The 14406-nt window shown below is 68.5% G+C and carries 13 protein-coding genes and 2 tRNA genes; 10 read left to right on the top strand and 5 right to left on the bottom strand.

Going from position 1 to position 14406, the window contains the following annotated elements; all coding sequences use genetic code 11:
• The first annotated feature begins 37 nt into the window (after positions 1-37).
• From H507_RS0106745 to H507_RS15305, 3 genes are all read left to right on the top strand, one after another.
• Complete coding sequence (locus H507_RS0106745) at positions 38-868, top strand: serine/threonine-protein kinase (protein WP_022909964.1); 831 nt, start codon at positions 38-40, stop codon at positions 866-868.
• A 44-nt stretch (positions 869-912) separates the two neighbouring features.
• Positions 913-1443 (top strand): NfeD family protein, encoded by a 531-nt coding sequence (locus H507_RS15300; RefSeq protein WP_022909965.1) that lies wholly within the window; start codon positions 913-915, stop codon positions 1441-1443.
• Between the two features lie 81 nt (positions 1444-1524).
• Positions 1525-3042, top strand: a complete 1518-nt coding sequence (locus H507_RS15305) for a flotillin family protein (RefSeq protein ID WP_022909966.1) — start codon at positions 1525-1527, stop codon at positions 3040-3042.
• A gap of 87 nt (positions 3043-3129) precedes the next feature.
• Here the strand turns inward: H507_RS15305 and H507_RS0106760 are convergent, their stop codons facing one another.
• From H507_RS0106760 to H507_RS0106775, 4 genes are all read right to left on the bottom strand, one after another.
• Complete coding sequence (locus tag H507_RS0106760; protein WP_211217319.1) at positions 3130-4425, bottom strand: S1C family serine protease; 1296 nt, start codon at positions 4423-4425, stop codon at positions 3130-3132.
• Positions 4426-4565: 140 nt separating this feature from the next.
• Positions 4566-5531, bottom strand: coding sequence for an alpha/beta hydrolase (locus H507_RS15310; protein ID WP_022909968.1), 966 nt, complete (start codon positions 5529-5531; stop codon positions 4566-4568).
• 49 nt (positions 5532-5580) lie between these two features.
• Positions 5581-6204, bottom strand: coding sequence for a hypothetical protein (locus H507_RS0106770; protein ID WP_022909969.1), 624 nt, complete (start codon positions 6202-6204; stop codon positions 5581-5583).
• Positions 6205-6270: 66 nt separating this feature from the next.
• A complete protein-coding gene (locus H507_RS0106775) occupies positions 6271-7341 on the bottom strand; it encodes a 3-isopropylmalate dehydrogenase (RefSeq protein WP_026377892.1) in 1071 nt (356 codons plus the stop codon).
• A 70-nt stretch (positions 7342-7411) separates the two neighbouring features.
• Here H507_RS0106775 and ilvE point away from each other — a divergent pair, with 70 nt between their 5' ends.
• Both ilvE and cimA read left to right on the top strand, forming a co-directional pair.
• A complete protein-coding gene (gene ilvE / locus H507_RS0106780; protein ID WP_022909971.1) occupies positions 7412-8557 on the top strand; it encodes a branched-chain-amino-acid transaminase in 1146 nt (381 codons plus the stop codon).
• A 108-nt stretch (positions 8558-8665) separates the two neighbouring features.
• Positions 8666-10249 carry a citramalate synthase gene (cimA, locus tag H507_RS0106785; RefSeq protein WP_022909972.1) on the top strand — a complete coding sequence of 528 codons (1584 nt, stop codon included), beginning with the start codon at positions 8666-8668 and terminating at the stop codon, positions 10247-10249.
• Between the two features lie 204 nt (positions 10250-10453).
• Here cimA and H507_RS0106790 read toward each other — a convergent pair whose 3' ends face one another.
• Positions 10454-11734 (bottom strand): thymidine phosphorylase, encoded by a 1281-nt coding sequence (locus H507_RS0106790; RefSeq protein ID WP_026377893.1) that lies wholly within the window; start codon positions 11732-11734, stop codon positions 10454-10456.
• 59 nt (positions 11735-11793) lie between these two features.
• On the opposite strand from H507_RS0106790, the gene H507_RS0106795 reads away from it, so the two are divergent.
• The 5 genes from H507_RS0106795 (at position 11794) to H507_RS0106815 (ending at position 14321) form a co-directional block, all read left to right on the top strand.
• A complete protein-coding gene (locus tag H507_RS0106795) occupies positions 11794-12168 on the top strand; it encodes a VOC family protein (RefSeq protein ID WP_022909974.1) in 375 nt (124 codons plus the stop codon).
• Between the two features lie 103 nt (positions 12169-12271).
• Positions 12272-13075 carry a fumarylacetoacetate hydrolase family protein gene (locus tag H507_RS0106800; RefSeq protein WP_022909975.1) on the top strand — a complete coding sequence of 268 codons (804 nt, stop codon included), beginning with the start codon at positions 12272-12274 and terminating at the stop codon, positions 13073-13075.
• Positions 13076-13079: 4 nt separating this feature from the next.
• Positions 13080-14033 carry a CPBP family intramembrane glutamic endopeptidase gene (locus H507_RS0106805; protein ID WP_022909976.1) on the top strand — a complete coding sequence of 318 codons (954 nt, stop codon included), beginning with the start codon at positions 13080-13082 and terminating at the stop codon, positions 14031-14033.
• Between the two features lie 69 nt (positions 14034-14102).
• Positions 14103-14174, top strand: a tRNA-Gln gene (locus H507_RS0106810).
• A gap of 74 nt (positions 14175-14248) precedes the next feature.
• Positions 14249-14321: transfer RNA gene (locus H507_RS0106815), tRNA-Glu, on the top strand.
• The last annotated feature ends 85 nt before the right edge of the window (positions 14322-14406 follow it).

The following is a 14406-nucleotide window of genomic DNA, read 5'->3' on the forward strand; positions in this document are numbered from 1 at the left end:
GTCGGGCGCGACCGGCTCGAGGGACGGCGGGGACAGCGTGATCACCCACTGGATCGACGGTCTTCCGGTACCGCTGCGGGCTCCCACCGACCTGGGCTGGGTCGCCCCGTGGGGTCGGGTCTTCACCGTGCTGGCAGACCAGGACTCCGGCAACCTGTGCCTGGGCGCCCATGATGGTGAGCGCCTCTTCCTGAAGATGGCCGGCGCCGCAACCTCGCGCTACGAGGGAACGATCCCGGACGCGGTCGAGCGCCTGCGGCATGCGGGGGAGGCCTTCGAGCAGTTGGCGCACCCGAGCCTCGTCCGGCTTCGCGACCGACGTGACCTCGACCTCGGCGACGCGACCGGGCATCTGCTCGTCTTCGAGTGGACGGACGCGATCCCCCTGGGCAGGCAGTACGACCGCGTGCACGAGGTGCGGGCGCTCCCGCAACCAGTCCGCGTGGACCTCGTCAGCCAATTGATCGCCTTCCACGCCCATGTCGCTGAGAAGGGTTGGGTTCCGGTCGACCTGTACGACGGATCGGTCATGGTCGATCCGGCTGCCGGTCGGGCGGTGGTCTGCGACATCGACCTCTACCAACGCGCACCCCTGACCAACACCATGGGGCGCATGTGGGGATCGACGCGGTTCATGGCGCCCGAGGAGTTCCAACTCGGCGCCCTCCTGGACGAGAGCACCACAGTCTTCACCCTGGGCTGTCTGGCGCACGCCCTGCTCGGCGACAGTGGCACCAAGCAGTTCACGGCCTGGGAGGCCAGTCCACGCCAGTTCGAGGTGGCGGAACGCGCCCGCAGCACCTCCCGGGAGGATCGGTACGCCAGTGTCGACGAACTTCTGGACGCCTGGGGGCGGGCTCAGCGCTGAACCGCACGACCGATAGCCTTCAGGTCAGCGGAAGGCAGTCTCTGATGGTGTTCCTGGTGGTCGGCGGGATCGGTGCGGCGATCCTCGTGCTCTCGTTGGTCCTGGGGGACTTCCTGCAGATCGGTGACCACCTCGGTGGTCTGCTCGACTCCGACCTCGTCTCGAGCGCTGCGATCGCTGCCTTCCTGGGAGTGTTCGGTTTCGTCGGCTGGGGCGTCCGCTCGGCCACCGGCAGCACTTGGCTGGCCATTCCCGTCGGCGTGGTCGCCGGTTTGATGGTCGGTTGGCTGCTCGGACGACTGACCCGCGCCCTCGACCGCAACGACCCCACTGCATCGCTCAACACCTCGTCCTTGGTCGGCCTGAACGCCACGGTGATCTCCGACATCCCGAGCTCGGGGTTCGGCGAGGTTCGCGTGAATGCCGCTGGCCACCCGCTCAAGCTCAACGCCCGCGCCGACGGACCGCTGCCCCGGGGAACGCAGGTGTGGGTGGCCGGCGTCGTGTCGGCCACCGCCATCGAGGTCCGCACGACCGATCCCGGCGACGCACCCACCAATGACACCCCGCACTGACCCAACCCAGCCTGCAAGACACCAACCAGAGGTCCCGCGCCCACCGGCGCCACCCAGGGACCCAAACCGGACAGGAGCACCATGCCCGACATCTCTCCCCTGGCGATCGGCATCGCAGCGGCGGTGGTGGTGGCAGTCATCGCCGCCCTGCTGATCGTCAGCCGTTACCGCGTCGCCGGTCCCAACGAGGCCTTCATCGTGACCGGCCGCAAGGGCAAGGAGGTGCGCAATCCCGAGACCGGGATCCTGTCGACCGACCTGTCGGGCCAGAAGGTGGTGATGGGTGGAGGAGTGTTCGTGTGGCCGTTCGTGCAGCGACTGCACACGCTCGACCTCTCGAGCCGCCGCATCATGGTGCAGATCAAGGGGGCGGTCTCGGGTCAGGGAATCAAGCTCAACCTCGACGGCGTCGCCATCGTCAAGGTGGGCGGGAACGAGGACTCCATCCGGGCGGCAGCCCAGCGCTTCCTGTCCCAGCAGGACGAGATCGAGACCTTCACCCAGGAGACCCTCGCTGGTTCGCTGCGCTCCATCGTCGGCCCGTTGACCGTCGAGCAGATCATCAGGGACCGGGCGGCGTTCGCGCAGCGGGTGGCCGACGAGTCGGAATCGTCCCTGACGGGGCAGGGTCTGGTGCTCGACACCTTCCAGATCCAGGACATCACCGATGACGGCACCTACCTCTCCGACCTCGGACGACCCGAGGCAGCGAAGGTGCAGCAGGTGGCCGCGATCGCCGAATCGGCCGCCCGACAGCAGGCGGAACAGGCCAGGATCGCCGCCGAGCAGCAGATCGCCATCGCCCAGCGCGAACTGGCCCTGAAGCAGTCAGAGATCAAGGCCGAGACCGACGCGGCATCCGCTCGAGCCGCGGCCTCGGGGCCCTTGGCCCAGGCCGACCGTGACCAGGCCATCCTGACCGAGCAGGAGAAGGTGGCCGTGAGGCAGGCGGCCCTCAAGGAACGCCAACTCGACACCGAGGTTCGCAAGCCAGCCGACGCCGAGCGTTACCGCGTCGAGACGGAGGCGGAGGCGAGGCGGGCTGCTGCGATCTCGCAGGCTGCCGCCGCGAAGGCCGCCGCCATCGCCAATGCCGAGGCAGAGGCAGAGACGGCCCGCTTGACCGGAGAGGGCGACAAGTCCCGACGTGCCGCACTCGCGGAAGCCGAAGCGATCGAGGGTGCCCGGCGGGGTGAGGCCGAGAAGGCCCGTCGTATCGCCGAGGCCGATGCCGTGCGCGCTGAGGGCGATGCGAAGGCCTCCAGCGTGCTCGCGGTGGGTGAGGCCGAGGCAGCTGCCATGAACAAGCGGGCCGATGCCTTCGCACGCTACAACGAGGCCGCTGTGCTGCAGATGTTGGTGGAGGTGCTGCCGCAGGTGGCCGAGAAGGTCGCAGCCCCGATGGCGGGTATCGACAAGCTGACCGTGATCTCGACCGACGGAGCCGGTGCGGTCCCCAAGCAGGTGACCAACACGGTGGTGCAGACCATGGAGTTGATCAAGAACACCACCGGGGTCGATCTCTCGAGGCTGATGTCGGCCTATTCCGATGAGGCCGTCGTCGCGACGCAGAAGGTGCCCGAGGGCGACCCCGCCTGATCCGGGGGAGACGACGACGGCGTGGGTGCCCCGGTCAACGGGGTACCCACGCCGTTCGCGTGACGCTGTGAATTCCTGATCCCGAGGTCATCGTCCGCCGGTGCGGGGTGAGCTGCCTGAGCCGGCACTTCTGGGGGCGGCCACCAGAGTCGTGGTGAGGGTGGTGGCCGTTCCCTTGCGGACGACCCCCAGTGTCACCTTCTCGTTCACCTCCGCCGACCGCACGAGCGCGACCAAGGAGTCCGACGAGGCCACCGAGGTGCCGTTGACGGAGGTGATCAGGTCGCCCGCCCGCAGTCCAGCCCTCGCTGCGGGTGTCCCGGCCGAGACCGAGCGCACCTGGGCGCCGGTGATGGTGACCCCGTTGACAGTGGCCGTGCCGTCGGTGGTGCCGATGCCGAGGTAGGCGTGGTCCGCCGTGCCGTCGGCAATCAGCTGCTTGACCACGTAGCTCACCTCGTTCGACGGGATCGCGAACCCGATGCCGATGCTGCCGCTCTGGCTGGCCGTGCCACTCGACAGCGTCGCGATCGAGGAGTTGATCCCCAGCAGCTCAGCGTCTGCGTTGACCAGGGCGCCTCCGGAGTTCCCGGGGTTGATGGGTGCCGAGGTCTGGATCGCGTTGGTGTAGACGGCGTCGGCCTGCGTCGTGGGTGTGGTGGTCTCGCCCGTGGTGACCACCGGACGGTTGAGAGCACTGACGATGCCCGTGGTGACCGTGTCGCTCAGACCGAGCGGATTGCCGATGGCCATCACCGCCTGCCCGACGGACGCCTTGTCGGAGTCGGCCACCGTGATCGGCTGGCTGCCCGACGGGAGTCCCGCGACCTTGATCACGGCCAGGTCGGACGAGGCATCAGTGCCGACGATGGTCGCGGGATGGCTGCTGGTCCCGAACTGCACCGTGATCGTCGCTCCCGTGCCGAGTCCCGACACGACGTGGTTGTTGGTGACGATGTGACCGGCCGTGTCCCAGATGACTCCCGTACCGGCCGCCTCCGACCGGGCCGAGGAGACGGTGATGGAGACGACCGACTTCGAAGCCGTGGCGGCCGTCCTCGACCAGTCAGGGTTGGACGAGTCGCCCTGCACCACCTTGGTGACCGTCGTGGACGAGGCTGCACCCGATCCGCTCGCCGAGGCGACGGCAGCCGGGCGCTGGTCCGCAAGGTAGCGGTCGGTGATGACACCGGCTCCTCCCCCGACACCCGCGGCCAGTACTGCGACCGCCAGCACCGAGGAGATGCGACCGCGTGAGTGCTTGGTCGCAGCGGCAGCCTGTTGGGTGGGCTGCTGTTGGTCGGGCCACTGTTGGGTGGGCCACTGTTGGGTGGGGCCTTGCGGGTACTGGACCGGCTGGTGTTCGAATCGATCGTTGGTCATGGGAGCCTCCGGGTGATCGGGGTGGGCGTTCCGTGCGTCCTCGACCACCAACCAACTCCGGGAGTCTGGGTGTTTCCTGTGAGCCACCCACGCGTCCCCTGTCAGTGCGGACGCCGCTGCGACCACACCTCCCGGCCACCTCAGCTCAGGATGGCGGCGGCCATGTCGTCCAAGGTCTGCTTCGTGCGCGGGTGTCCGACCAGGTTCAGGTGACCGTGCTTCATGCCGTGGGCCGTCAGGCAGACGACCTCGACACCACTGGCCTCCAGGTGCCGGGCCAGGGCCTCGCCGGAGGCACGAAGCTCGTCGTACTGGTCGTTGACGATCAGGCAGCGGGGCAGACCCGCCATGTCAGTTCGGTGACCGACATAGCCGTACGGGTCATCGACGGTGGCCCCATAGGCGGCGCCGATGAAGGTCAGCGCTGTCTCGTCGAACCCTGACCCGAACTGGTCGAGGTCGCGACGCAACTCGTCCGACATCTCCGGCGTGTGGGCGTGGACGGCGGGGTAGATGGGCAGCCAGACATGGGGGAGCGGGCCGCCCTCGTCCCGCAACCGGACGACCGCGCCCGCGATCAGGTTGGCGCCGGCGGAGGCTCCCCCGATGGCCAGCCGGTCGGGGTCGATGCCGAGCTGGGCGGCGTGCTCATGCACCCAGCGGTAGGCGGTGGTCACCTCGTCGTGGGCGATCGGGTACTGGTTGCTGACTGACTCGGGCAGCGGCATGGCGGTGGGGGGGTTCGGGGCCCCGGTCAGTCGGTAGTCGACCGAGATGACCACGCCCTGGGTTCGGGTCGCGATGCCTCGGCTCACCTCGTCCGCCTCGGGCATGTCGAGGTCGCCCCACATGAAGGCTCCTCCGTGGCACCAGACCAGTCCCGGGGCCTGCGGTGCAGCCGAGGGGTCGCGGTAGACGCGCACCGGTATGTCGCCGTGCGGGCCGGGGATCGTGTCGTGGTGGATCAGCACCTCGTCGGACTCGGCCGCCCCGTAGGGGCGCGCCATCACTGCCTGCACCTGCGGCGACTCGGCGTCCAGGCCCTGTTCCTGGGCCAGTTGGGCGGCCTCGGCGAGGCGGGCGGCGAACAGTTCATCCAGCGGCATGCCGCCAGCCTAGGTGCCGTGCGGTCTGGTCCGCGCGGTATCTGTCGGGTCAGGACCTTCGGCGGCGCCGAATCCATATCGCCACAGCCAAACAGAGGACGACGAACGCGCCACTCGCGTACCAGTAGGCGGGCGTGTGGTCCTCGGTGGCGGGCAGCGGTGGCAGCGGTGTGATCGAGATCTCGGTTCCCGCGCCCAGCAGTTCGGTGATGTCGGAGGCGCGTGAGGCGGAGTGGCTCCCGGTTCCCGAACACAGGCCGCCCTGCCACCCCTCGCCGGTGCGCTGCACCATGAAGAGCACGTCGGCGCCGACCGCGAAGTCCTGGCCGCAGGCGCCACCTCCTTGGCCATACCCATCGATCACCTCCAGACGCCCGCGAGCTTCGCCCTTCCAGACCTGGGTGGGACGGACAGTGAGCACGTTTCCGGCCATCTGATTGCCAGTGGGCACCCGGACTCGCTCGACCACGCCGCGGAAGATCGCGTCCGCTCTGGTCACCTGATGGTTCAGGTCCTCCTCGACACACGAGCACGCCCAGGCGGTGGTGGCCGACCAGGTGGACAGCAGCACGGCGACAAGCAGCGGTACGAGTCCGGCGACCGCGGCGGCGAACCACGCCCGTGCCGACCGCGCAGGTGTGGGCCCCCATGAGATCGGGCGCCGGAGGGACATGTGTCCATCCTGCGCCCGATCAGGCCGTGACAAGCGGTGTTGTCACCCAATCGTGATGATCGGTCTTCAGCCGGCCACCCGGGCGGCGATGTCGTCACCGATCTGCTGGGTGATCCGCTGCTTGCCGGCCCGGCCCGCGATGTCGGACTCGACGGCGGCCACGATGCGGGCCGCGTCCTCGGGTCGTCCCAGGTGCTCGAGCAGCAGGGCCATCGACGAGATGGCGGCGGTCGGGTCGGCCTTGCCGGTGCCGGCGATGTCGGGTGCCGAGCCGTGCACCGGCTCGAACATCGAGGGGTACTGGCGGGTGGGGTTGATGTTGGCGCTGGCGGCGAGGCCGATGCCACCGGTGACGGCTCCGGCGAGGTCGGTGACGATGTCGCCGAACAGGTTGTCGGTGACGATCACGTCGAACCGCGAGGGGTTGGTGGTCAGGTGGATCATGGCCGCGTCGATGTGCTGGTAGTCGGTCGACACCTGCGGGTACTCGGCGGCGACCTCGGTGAACACCCGGTTCCACAGCTTGCCGGCATTCACGAGCACGTTGTGCTTGTGCAGCAGGGTGACATGGTTGCGGCGCTGGGTGGCGCGCTCGAACGCGTCACGGACGACCCGCTCCACACCGAAGGCCGTGTTGATGCTGACCTCGGTGGCCAACTCCTGGGGTGTTCCCACCCGCACGGCGCCACCATTGCCGCAGTACAGGCCCTCGGTGCCCTCACGCACGACGACGAAGTCGATCGGCCCCTGGGCCACCACCTGGTCGGACAGTGGCGAGGGCACCCCGGGGTACAACTTCGAGGGGCGAAGGTTCACTGCGTGGTCGAGGGCGAAGCGCAGCTTGAGCAGCAGACCACGTTCGAGCAGACCCGAGGGGATCTGCTGGTCCCCGGGGTGCGCCCCCACGGCGCCGAGGATGATCGCGTCAACCCGCTTGAGCTCCTCAAGGGTCGAGTCGGGCAGCACCTCGCCGGTTCGCTTCCATGCCTCGGCCCCGAGGTCGTGGTCGACGAAGCTGAAGGTGTTCTCTCCCACGGTGGCCTTGAGCACCTTGACGGCTTCGGCGGTCACCTCCGGCCCGATGTAGTCGCCGCCGATGACGGCGATGGTCGGGGTGTGTTGGCTGTCGTTGCTCATGGCCGTGACTGTAGCCAGCATCGCCGCAAGCCGGGTGCAGGTTCCAGCACCCGGGCGGTAGGTTGCTGGCATGGAGTTCACCCTGCCCACCGACCCCACGTTCTCCGATGCGGCCACGATCGCACGGGTGCACGCCAACCCCGGCTTCGGGGTGCACTTCACCGATCACATGTCGCGCGTGGAGTGGACGGCCGACCAGGGGTGGCACGACGCGGCCGTCGTCCCCTACGGGCCGATCCAGCTCGACCCGGCGGCTGCGGTGCTCCACTACGCCCAGGAGATCTTCGAGGGCATGAAGGCCTACCGGCACGGCGACGGCTCCGTGTGGACCTTCAGGCCCGAGGCCAATGCAGCCCGCTACGCCCGCTCGGCGACCCGACTGCAGTTGCCCGTGCTCCCGGCCGCCGACTTCCTCGCGAGCATTGAGGCCCTCGTCCGACTCGACGAGCGCTGGGTGCCCGCTGGACTGGACGGGCGTTCCGACGACGAGGGGGTCGATGACGGGCGGTGCGAGCAGGGCCACAGCGGTGGCGGGCAGGGTGAACAGAGTCTGTACCTTCGTCCCTTCATGTTCGCGCGCGAGGCCTATCTGGGGGTTCGGGCCGCGAGAAGCGTCACCCACCTCGTGATCGCATCGCCGGTCGGACCCTACTTCCCGGGGGGCGTCGAACCGGTCGACATCTGGCTCGAGGACGAGTTCTCCCGTGCAGCCCCCGGCGGCACCGGGGCCGCCAAGTGTGGCGGCAACTACGCGGCTTCCCTCCAGGCGCAGGCGAAGGCGGCCGAGCACGGCTGCTCCCAGGTGCTCTTCCTCGACGCCGTCGAGCACCGTTGGCTCGAGGAGCTCGGTGGCATGAACATCGTGCTGGTGAGCGCCGACGGTGAGTTGGTCACCCCCGAGACCTCGGGCACGATCCTCGAAGGGGTGACACGTTCCTCGGTCCTGCAGGTCGGACGCGACCTCGGCCTCACCCCGGTCGAACGCCCGGTGGCCTGGGCAGAGGTGGTCGCCGGTGTCGAGGCGGGCCGTTTCACCGAGATCTTCGCGTGCGGCACGGCCGCCGTCATCACGCCGATCCGCGCCATCAGGTCGAACGGGGGAGAACTGGTGGTGCCCGGCAGCGGCGAGGTGTCGCTGCGCATCCGCGAGCGACTGGTCGACATCCAGTACGGACGCGCCGAGGACACCCATGGTTGGCTGTACCGGTTGGCCTGAGCGGCGTACCACACACTGGAACCCCGCACCCACTGGTTGGTTCGTGCCTCAGGATTGTACGAACCCCCAGATCGGGGGACACGCCATGCACCGCACAGGAGTTGACCAGTGACGCTCACCCCCGTCGCGCCCGAGTACCTGCACGTCTACGACACCACTCTTCGTGACGGCGCCCAGCAGGAGGGCTTGAGGCTCACCGTCTCCGACAAGCTGCGCATCGCGGGACTGTTGGACGAACTGGGTGTCACCCACATCGAGGGTGGCTGGCCGGGCGCCAATCCGAACGACACCGCCTTCTTCAAGGCGGCCGCCGAAGGCCTCGCCCTGCGCAACGCCACTCTGGTCGCCTTCGGATCCACCCGACGTCCCGGCGGGAAGGCGGCGGACGACCCCTTGGTGGCTGCCCTACGTGACGCCGGCACGAGTCACATCTGCCTGGTCGCAAAGTCCCACGACCGCCACGTGGAACAGGCCCTGCGTACGACCCTGGACGAGAACCTGGCGATGGTGCGCGACACCGTCAGCCACCTCGTCAACGAGGGCAAGCGGGTCTTCGTCGACTGCGAACACTTCTTCGACGGGTTCCGCCGCAACGAGGCCTACTCCCTCGAGGTGGTACGGGCCGCTGCCGAGGCCGGCGCAGAGGTGGTCGTGCTGTGTGACACCAACGGCGGCATGCTGCCCAGCTGGATGGGCGACGTGGTCTCGTCCGCAGCGGCCATCGGGGTCGACCTCGGCATCCACTGCCACAACGACACGGGCTGCGCTGTCGCCAACTCGATGGCGGCCGTCGAGGCCGGCGCCATGCACGTGCAGGGCACCATCAACGGCTACGGCGAGCGGACCGGCAATGCCGACCTCACCACGGTGGTGGCCAACCTGCAGCTCAAGTACGGGTGGGAACCCCTGGGCGGACGAGGGCTCGAGTCACTCACCCACATCAGCCACGCGATCGCCGAGATCGCCAACCAGCCGGCGCACGCGCGCCAGCCGTACGTGGGTCACTCGTCCTTCGCACACAAGGCAGGACTTCACGCCTCAGCCATCAGGGTCGACCCCAATCTCTACCAGCACATCGACCCTGCTCTGGTGGGCAACGACATGCGCATGCTCATCTCAGACATGTCGGGTCGCGCCAACATCCAGATCAAGGCCGAGCAGTTGGGATTCGAACTCCCAGACCGTGACACCGCCGCAATGGTGGCCGACGTGGTCAAGGAACGGGAAGCGAACGGCTACTCCTACGAGGCCTCCGACGCCAGCTTCGAACTGCTGATGCGTGACCTGCTCGGCACCCTCGACAAGCCTTTCGAGGTGGGCGCGTGGGAGGTCAGCACCCGGCACCAGGCCTTGAACGTTCCCGGCGACTCCCAGGCCACCGTCACCCTCACCCTCGACGGTGAGACCAAGACCGTCACCTCGGACGGAAACGGCCCCGTCAACGCGCTCGACTCGGCACTCCGCGAGGTGGTGGCGCACGGGTTCGAGCAAGTGCTGCCCTACCGGCTCTCCGATTACCGGGTGCGCATCCTCGAGGCCGGCTTCGGAACCGACGCGGTCGTGCGGGTGCTGATCGACATGGGCACCACCGACCACACCTGGACCACGGTGGGTGTGGGCACCAACGTGATCGAGGCCTCCTGGGAGGCCTTGGCCGACGGTTACCTCTACGGACTCGTCAAGGGCTATTGAGTCGATGGGGCGGCTCGCAGCAAGCTGCGACGCTCGCCGCCCTGAGGTCTCGCTTCGCTCGCCCGTCGTGGTCGCGTCGGTGGGGCACACCTGTCAGCAAGCTGCGACGCTCGCCACGTGTCCATGGGGCGGCTCGCAGCAAGCTGCGACGCTCACCGCCCGGAGGTCTCGCTTCGCTCGCCAGTCGGTGGGGCGCGGCGTCAGTCAGCTGATGCGCTCGATCACCAGCGGTCGTCCTTCGAACGAGCCGGACGCCTCGATCGTCCAGCCGCCCTCCAGTGCCTGCTTGGCCCGGTCGAACGTCTCCGGGGTGTCGGTGAGCAGGGTGAACAGCGGCTGACCCGCGGTGACGGCGTCACCGGGCTTGGCATGCATCATCACACCGGCCCCCGTCTGCACCGGGTCCTCCTTGCGGGCGCGCCCCGCACCGAGTCGCCACGCCGCCAGACCGACGGCCATGGCATCGAGCCGGGTGAGCACCCCCGACTGGTCCGCGAGGACGACCTCCTGATGTCGGGCCTGGGGGAGGGCCGCCTCCGGGTCGCCACCCTGGGCGCGGATCATCCGCCGCCACACGTCCATCGCAGAGCCGTCGGCAAGCTTGTCGGCAGGGTCGACGTCGACGCCGGCTGACTGCACCATCTCGCGCGCCAGGGCCAGCGTCAGGTCGACCACGTCGGTCGGGCCGCCCCCGGCGAGGACCTCCACCGACTCGGCCACCTCGACGGCGTTGCCTGCCGCGCGGCCCAGCGGGGTGTCCATGTCGGTGAGCAGGGCGACGGTCGTGACGCCCGCTGCCTTGCCGAGGGCCACCATGCGACTCGCCAGTTCACGGGCCTGGTCGAGGGTCTGCATGAAAGCGCCGACCCCGACCTTCACATCGAGCACCAACGAGTCGGTTCCCTCGGCGATCTTCTTCGACATGATCGAACTGGCGATCAGCGGGATCGCCTCGACGGTGCCGGTGACGTCCCGCAGCGCGTAGAGCTTCTTGTCTGCCGGAGCCAGCCCCGAACCGGCAGCGCAGATGACGGCGCCCACATCCTCCAACTGGCGCATCATCTCGTCGTTCGTCAGGGACGCCCTCCAGCCGGGAATGGACTCGAGCTTGTCCAGGGTGCCACCGGTGTGGCCGAGGCCTCGTCCGCTCAGCTGTGGCACGGCGACACCGCAGGCCGCGACCAACGGCGCGAGGGGGAGAGTGATCTTGTCACCGACCCCGCCCGTGGAGTGCTTGTCGGCGGTGGGTCGAGAAAGTCCGGAGAAGTCGAGCCTCTCGCCGGTGTTTATCATCGCGGTGGTCCAGGTCGAGAGCTCGCTGTCGGCCATGCCGCGGAAGAAGATGGCCATCGCCATCGCCGACATCTGTTCGTCGGCCACCTCACCTCGGGTGTAGGCCGGGATCAGCCAGTCGATCTGGTCACTGGTCAACTCAGCCCCGGAACGCTTGCGGCGGATCAACTCGACGGCATCGAAAGCACTCATGCCTCGCAGTATGTCAGCAGCGCCCAGCGTGCCGACGGCCGCCATGGCAGGGTGGGGGAATGGCCCCACGACTCCAGTTGACCTCCGTCACCCTCGGCTGTGCTGACGCGGCAGCCCTCGCCAACTTCTACGCTCGCCTGCTGGGCGGCGAACCCAATCCCTCAGACCCCGGGTGGGCTCAGCTGAGCACCGAGTCCGACGGGGGACGGTTCACCGTGAACTTCGAGTTCGAGGAGCAGTGGACCCCACCCGTGTGGCCCGCCGAGCCCGGCCACCAGTTCGCCAGTCAACACCTGGACATCTTGGTGGACGACCTGCCGGCGGCCGTCGACCACGCCTTGGCCTGCGGTGCGCGCCTCGCCCCCCACCAGCCCCAGGAATCGGTACGGGTGATGTTCGACCCGGCAGGCCATCCGTTCTGCCTGTTCCTCTGAGCAGAGCTCGCCGGCCCCCCGACCCGGCCCGTCCCAACCCGGCCCGCTCCGGTGCCGGGCCGTCCCGCGCAGCTTCGGATGGCCGCGTCGATAGGCTGACCGCATGCGCATTGCTCGTTACTCCCTGCCCGGTCAGGACCCCGCCTACGGCATCGTCGAACTCGCCGCTGACGGGGGCGACCACCCCGACACCGTCTCCCAGATCACCGGGGATCCCTTGGCCGGTCCGGTGAACTACTCGGGGCAGCGCCACGACCTGTCCGATGTCCGACTGCTCTCGCCGGTCATCCCCCGCTCCAAGGTCATTGGCGTGGGCCGCAACTATGCCGCCCACGCTGCCGAACTCGGCAATGAGGTGCCCCAACGCCCGTTGTTGTTCTTCAAGCCCAACACCTCGGTGATCGGGCCCGGCGAGGCCATCGTCAAGCCGGCCGAGGTCAACGAGTTGAGCTACGAGGGTGAACTGGCCGTCGTGATCGGACGCATCGCCAAGCAGGTACCCGCCGAACGCGTGCAGGAGGTCATCTTCGGGTACACCATCGCCAACGACGTGACCGCCAGGGACCTGCAGGCACCCGAGGGCCAGTGGGCGCGGGCCAAGGGATGGGACACGTTCTGCCCGCTCGGGCCGTGGCTCGTCACCCACCTGTCGGTGGACGAGGCCGGGCACCTGCCGCTCGAGACCACCCTGGACGGGGAGACCCGGCAGCGGGGCAACACCGACCTGATGATGCGATCGATCACCGAACTGGTCACCTACATCTCCGGCTTCACCACCCTCATCCCCGGCGACGTCATCCTGACCGGGACACCCGCGGGGGTCGGGTCGATGCAGGCGGGTCAGGAGGTGAGCGTCACCATCGACGGCATCGGTACGCTCACCAACCCGATCGTGGACGAGGCCTGAGCCGGTGCAGCCACTGCTCGAACCGGTCGCCGATCCGGAGCCCTCCATCGCCTACCCCGACGTGCTCGGCAGAGGACGCCAGGTGATGGTGCGCTGCGTCGTCGGCCTGTTGATCGGGATCTCGGGCTACCTGTTGGTGGTACCGGTGGTCGCCCAACTGGTCCTGGGACTCGGCTACCTGGTCCGCCGTCCGAACGGCGGGTTCACCGCCTACTACGGCCGGGCCATGGCCTACCACCTGCCCGAGGGCCTGGCCGCGACCCACATTGCCCTTGCCACGCTGATCCCGCTCAGCATCGCGCTCGTGTGGGGCTGGCACCGGGTGCGCCCGCGGTGGCTGCTGTCGGTGCAACCGGGCCTGCGGTGGCGCTACCTGGTCGGCTGCCTCGCCATCGCCGCTGTGGCGTTGAACCTGGTCATGTGGGTGAGCGAATGGGCCTCGGGCGGTTGGGGGGGTTGGGGTCACTTCCCCCAGTGGACGGTGCCCGCGCAGGCCTGGCTCTGGGTCGTCTTCGTGCTGGTGCTGTCGCCCCTGCAAGCGGCGGGGGAGGAGTTCTTCTTCCGTGGCTACATGCTGCAGGCCATCGGTGGGATCACCCGCAACCGCTGGGCCGCCGTGGTGGTGACGGCGCTGGTCTTCGCGCTGTTCCACGGTGTGCAGAACATCTGGTTGTTCATCGACCGATTCGCCTTCGGCCTGCTGGCAGGTGCGCTGGTGGTCGTCACCGGAGGCATCGAGGCAGGCATCGCCGCGCATGTGGCCAACAACGTCTTCGCCTTCGGCTACGCCATCTTCAGCGGGGGCGCCGCCCGGGCCAAGGGAGTCACCCAGATCACCGCGAGCGCTGCGGTCTGGGACGTGGCCGGATTCGCGGTCACCGCCGCCCTGTGCTGGTGGTTCGGACGCCGACTCAACGTCGCCCACACCACCCCCGCCATCACCCCGGGACGGATTTGAGCGATCTGGTCGGCGTGCTCTAGAGTTAGTCGTCGTTGCCGAGGGTTCCGAGGAGCCGGTCGGCAACGTAGGGGTATGGTGTAATTGGCAACACGAAGGTTTCTGGTTCCTTTATTCTAGGTTCGAGTCCTAGTACCCCTGCGAAGAACTGAATTGGCAGGCCCTCAAGGTTTCCAGTAGAGTTCTTCGAGCGCCGAGGTCAGACTCGGCAGCTGGCCCCCGTTGTGTAGCGGCCCAGCACGCCGCCCTCTCACGGCGGTAGCGCCGGTTCAAATCCGGTCGGGGGTACAGATCGAGGCCCGTCAGGCGACTGACGGGCCTCTCGCATTTGCGGTCACTCGGCCTGGGGACCACGGCCCGTGCTTGAATCGTT

The organism is Aestuariimicrobium kwangyangense DSM 21549 (assembly GCF_000421525.1).
Lineage (GTDB): Bacteria > Actinomycetota > Actinomycetes > Propionibacteriales > Propionibacteriaceae > Aestuariimicrobium > Aestuariimicrobium kwangyangense.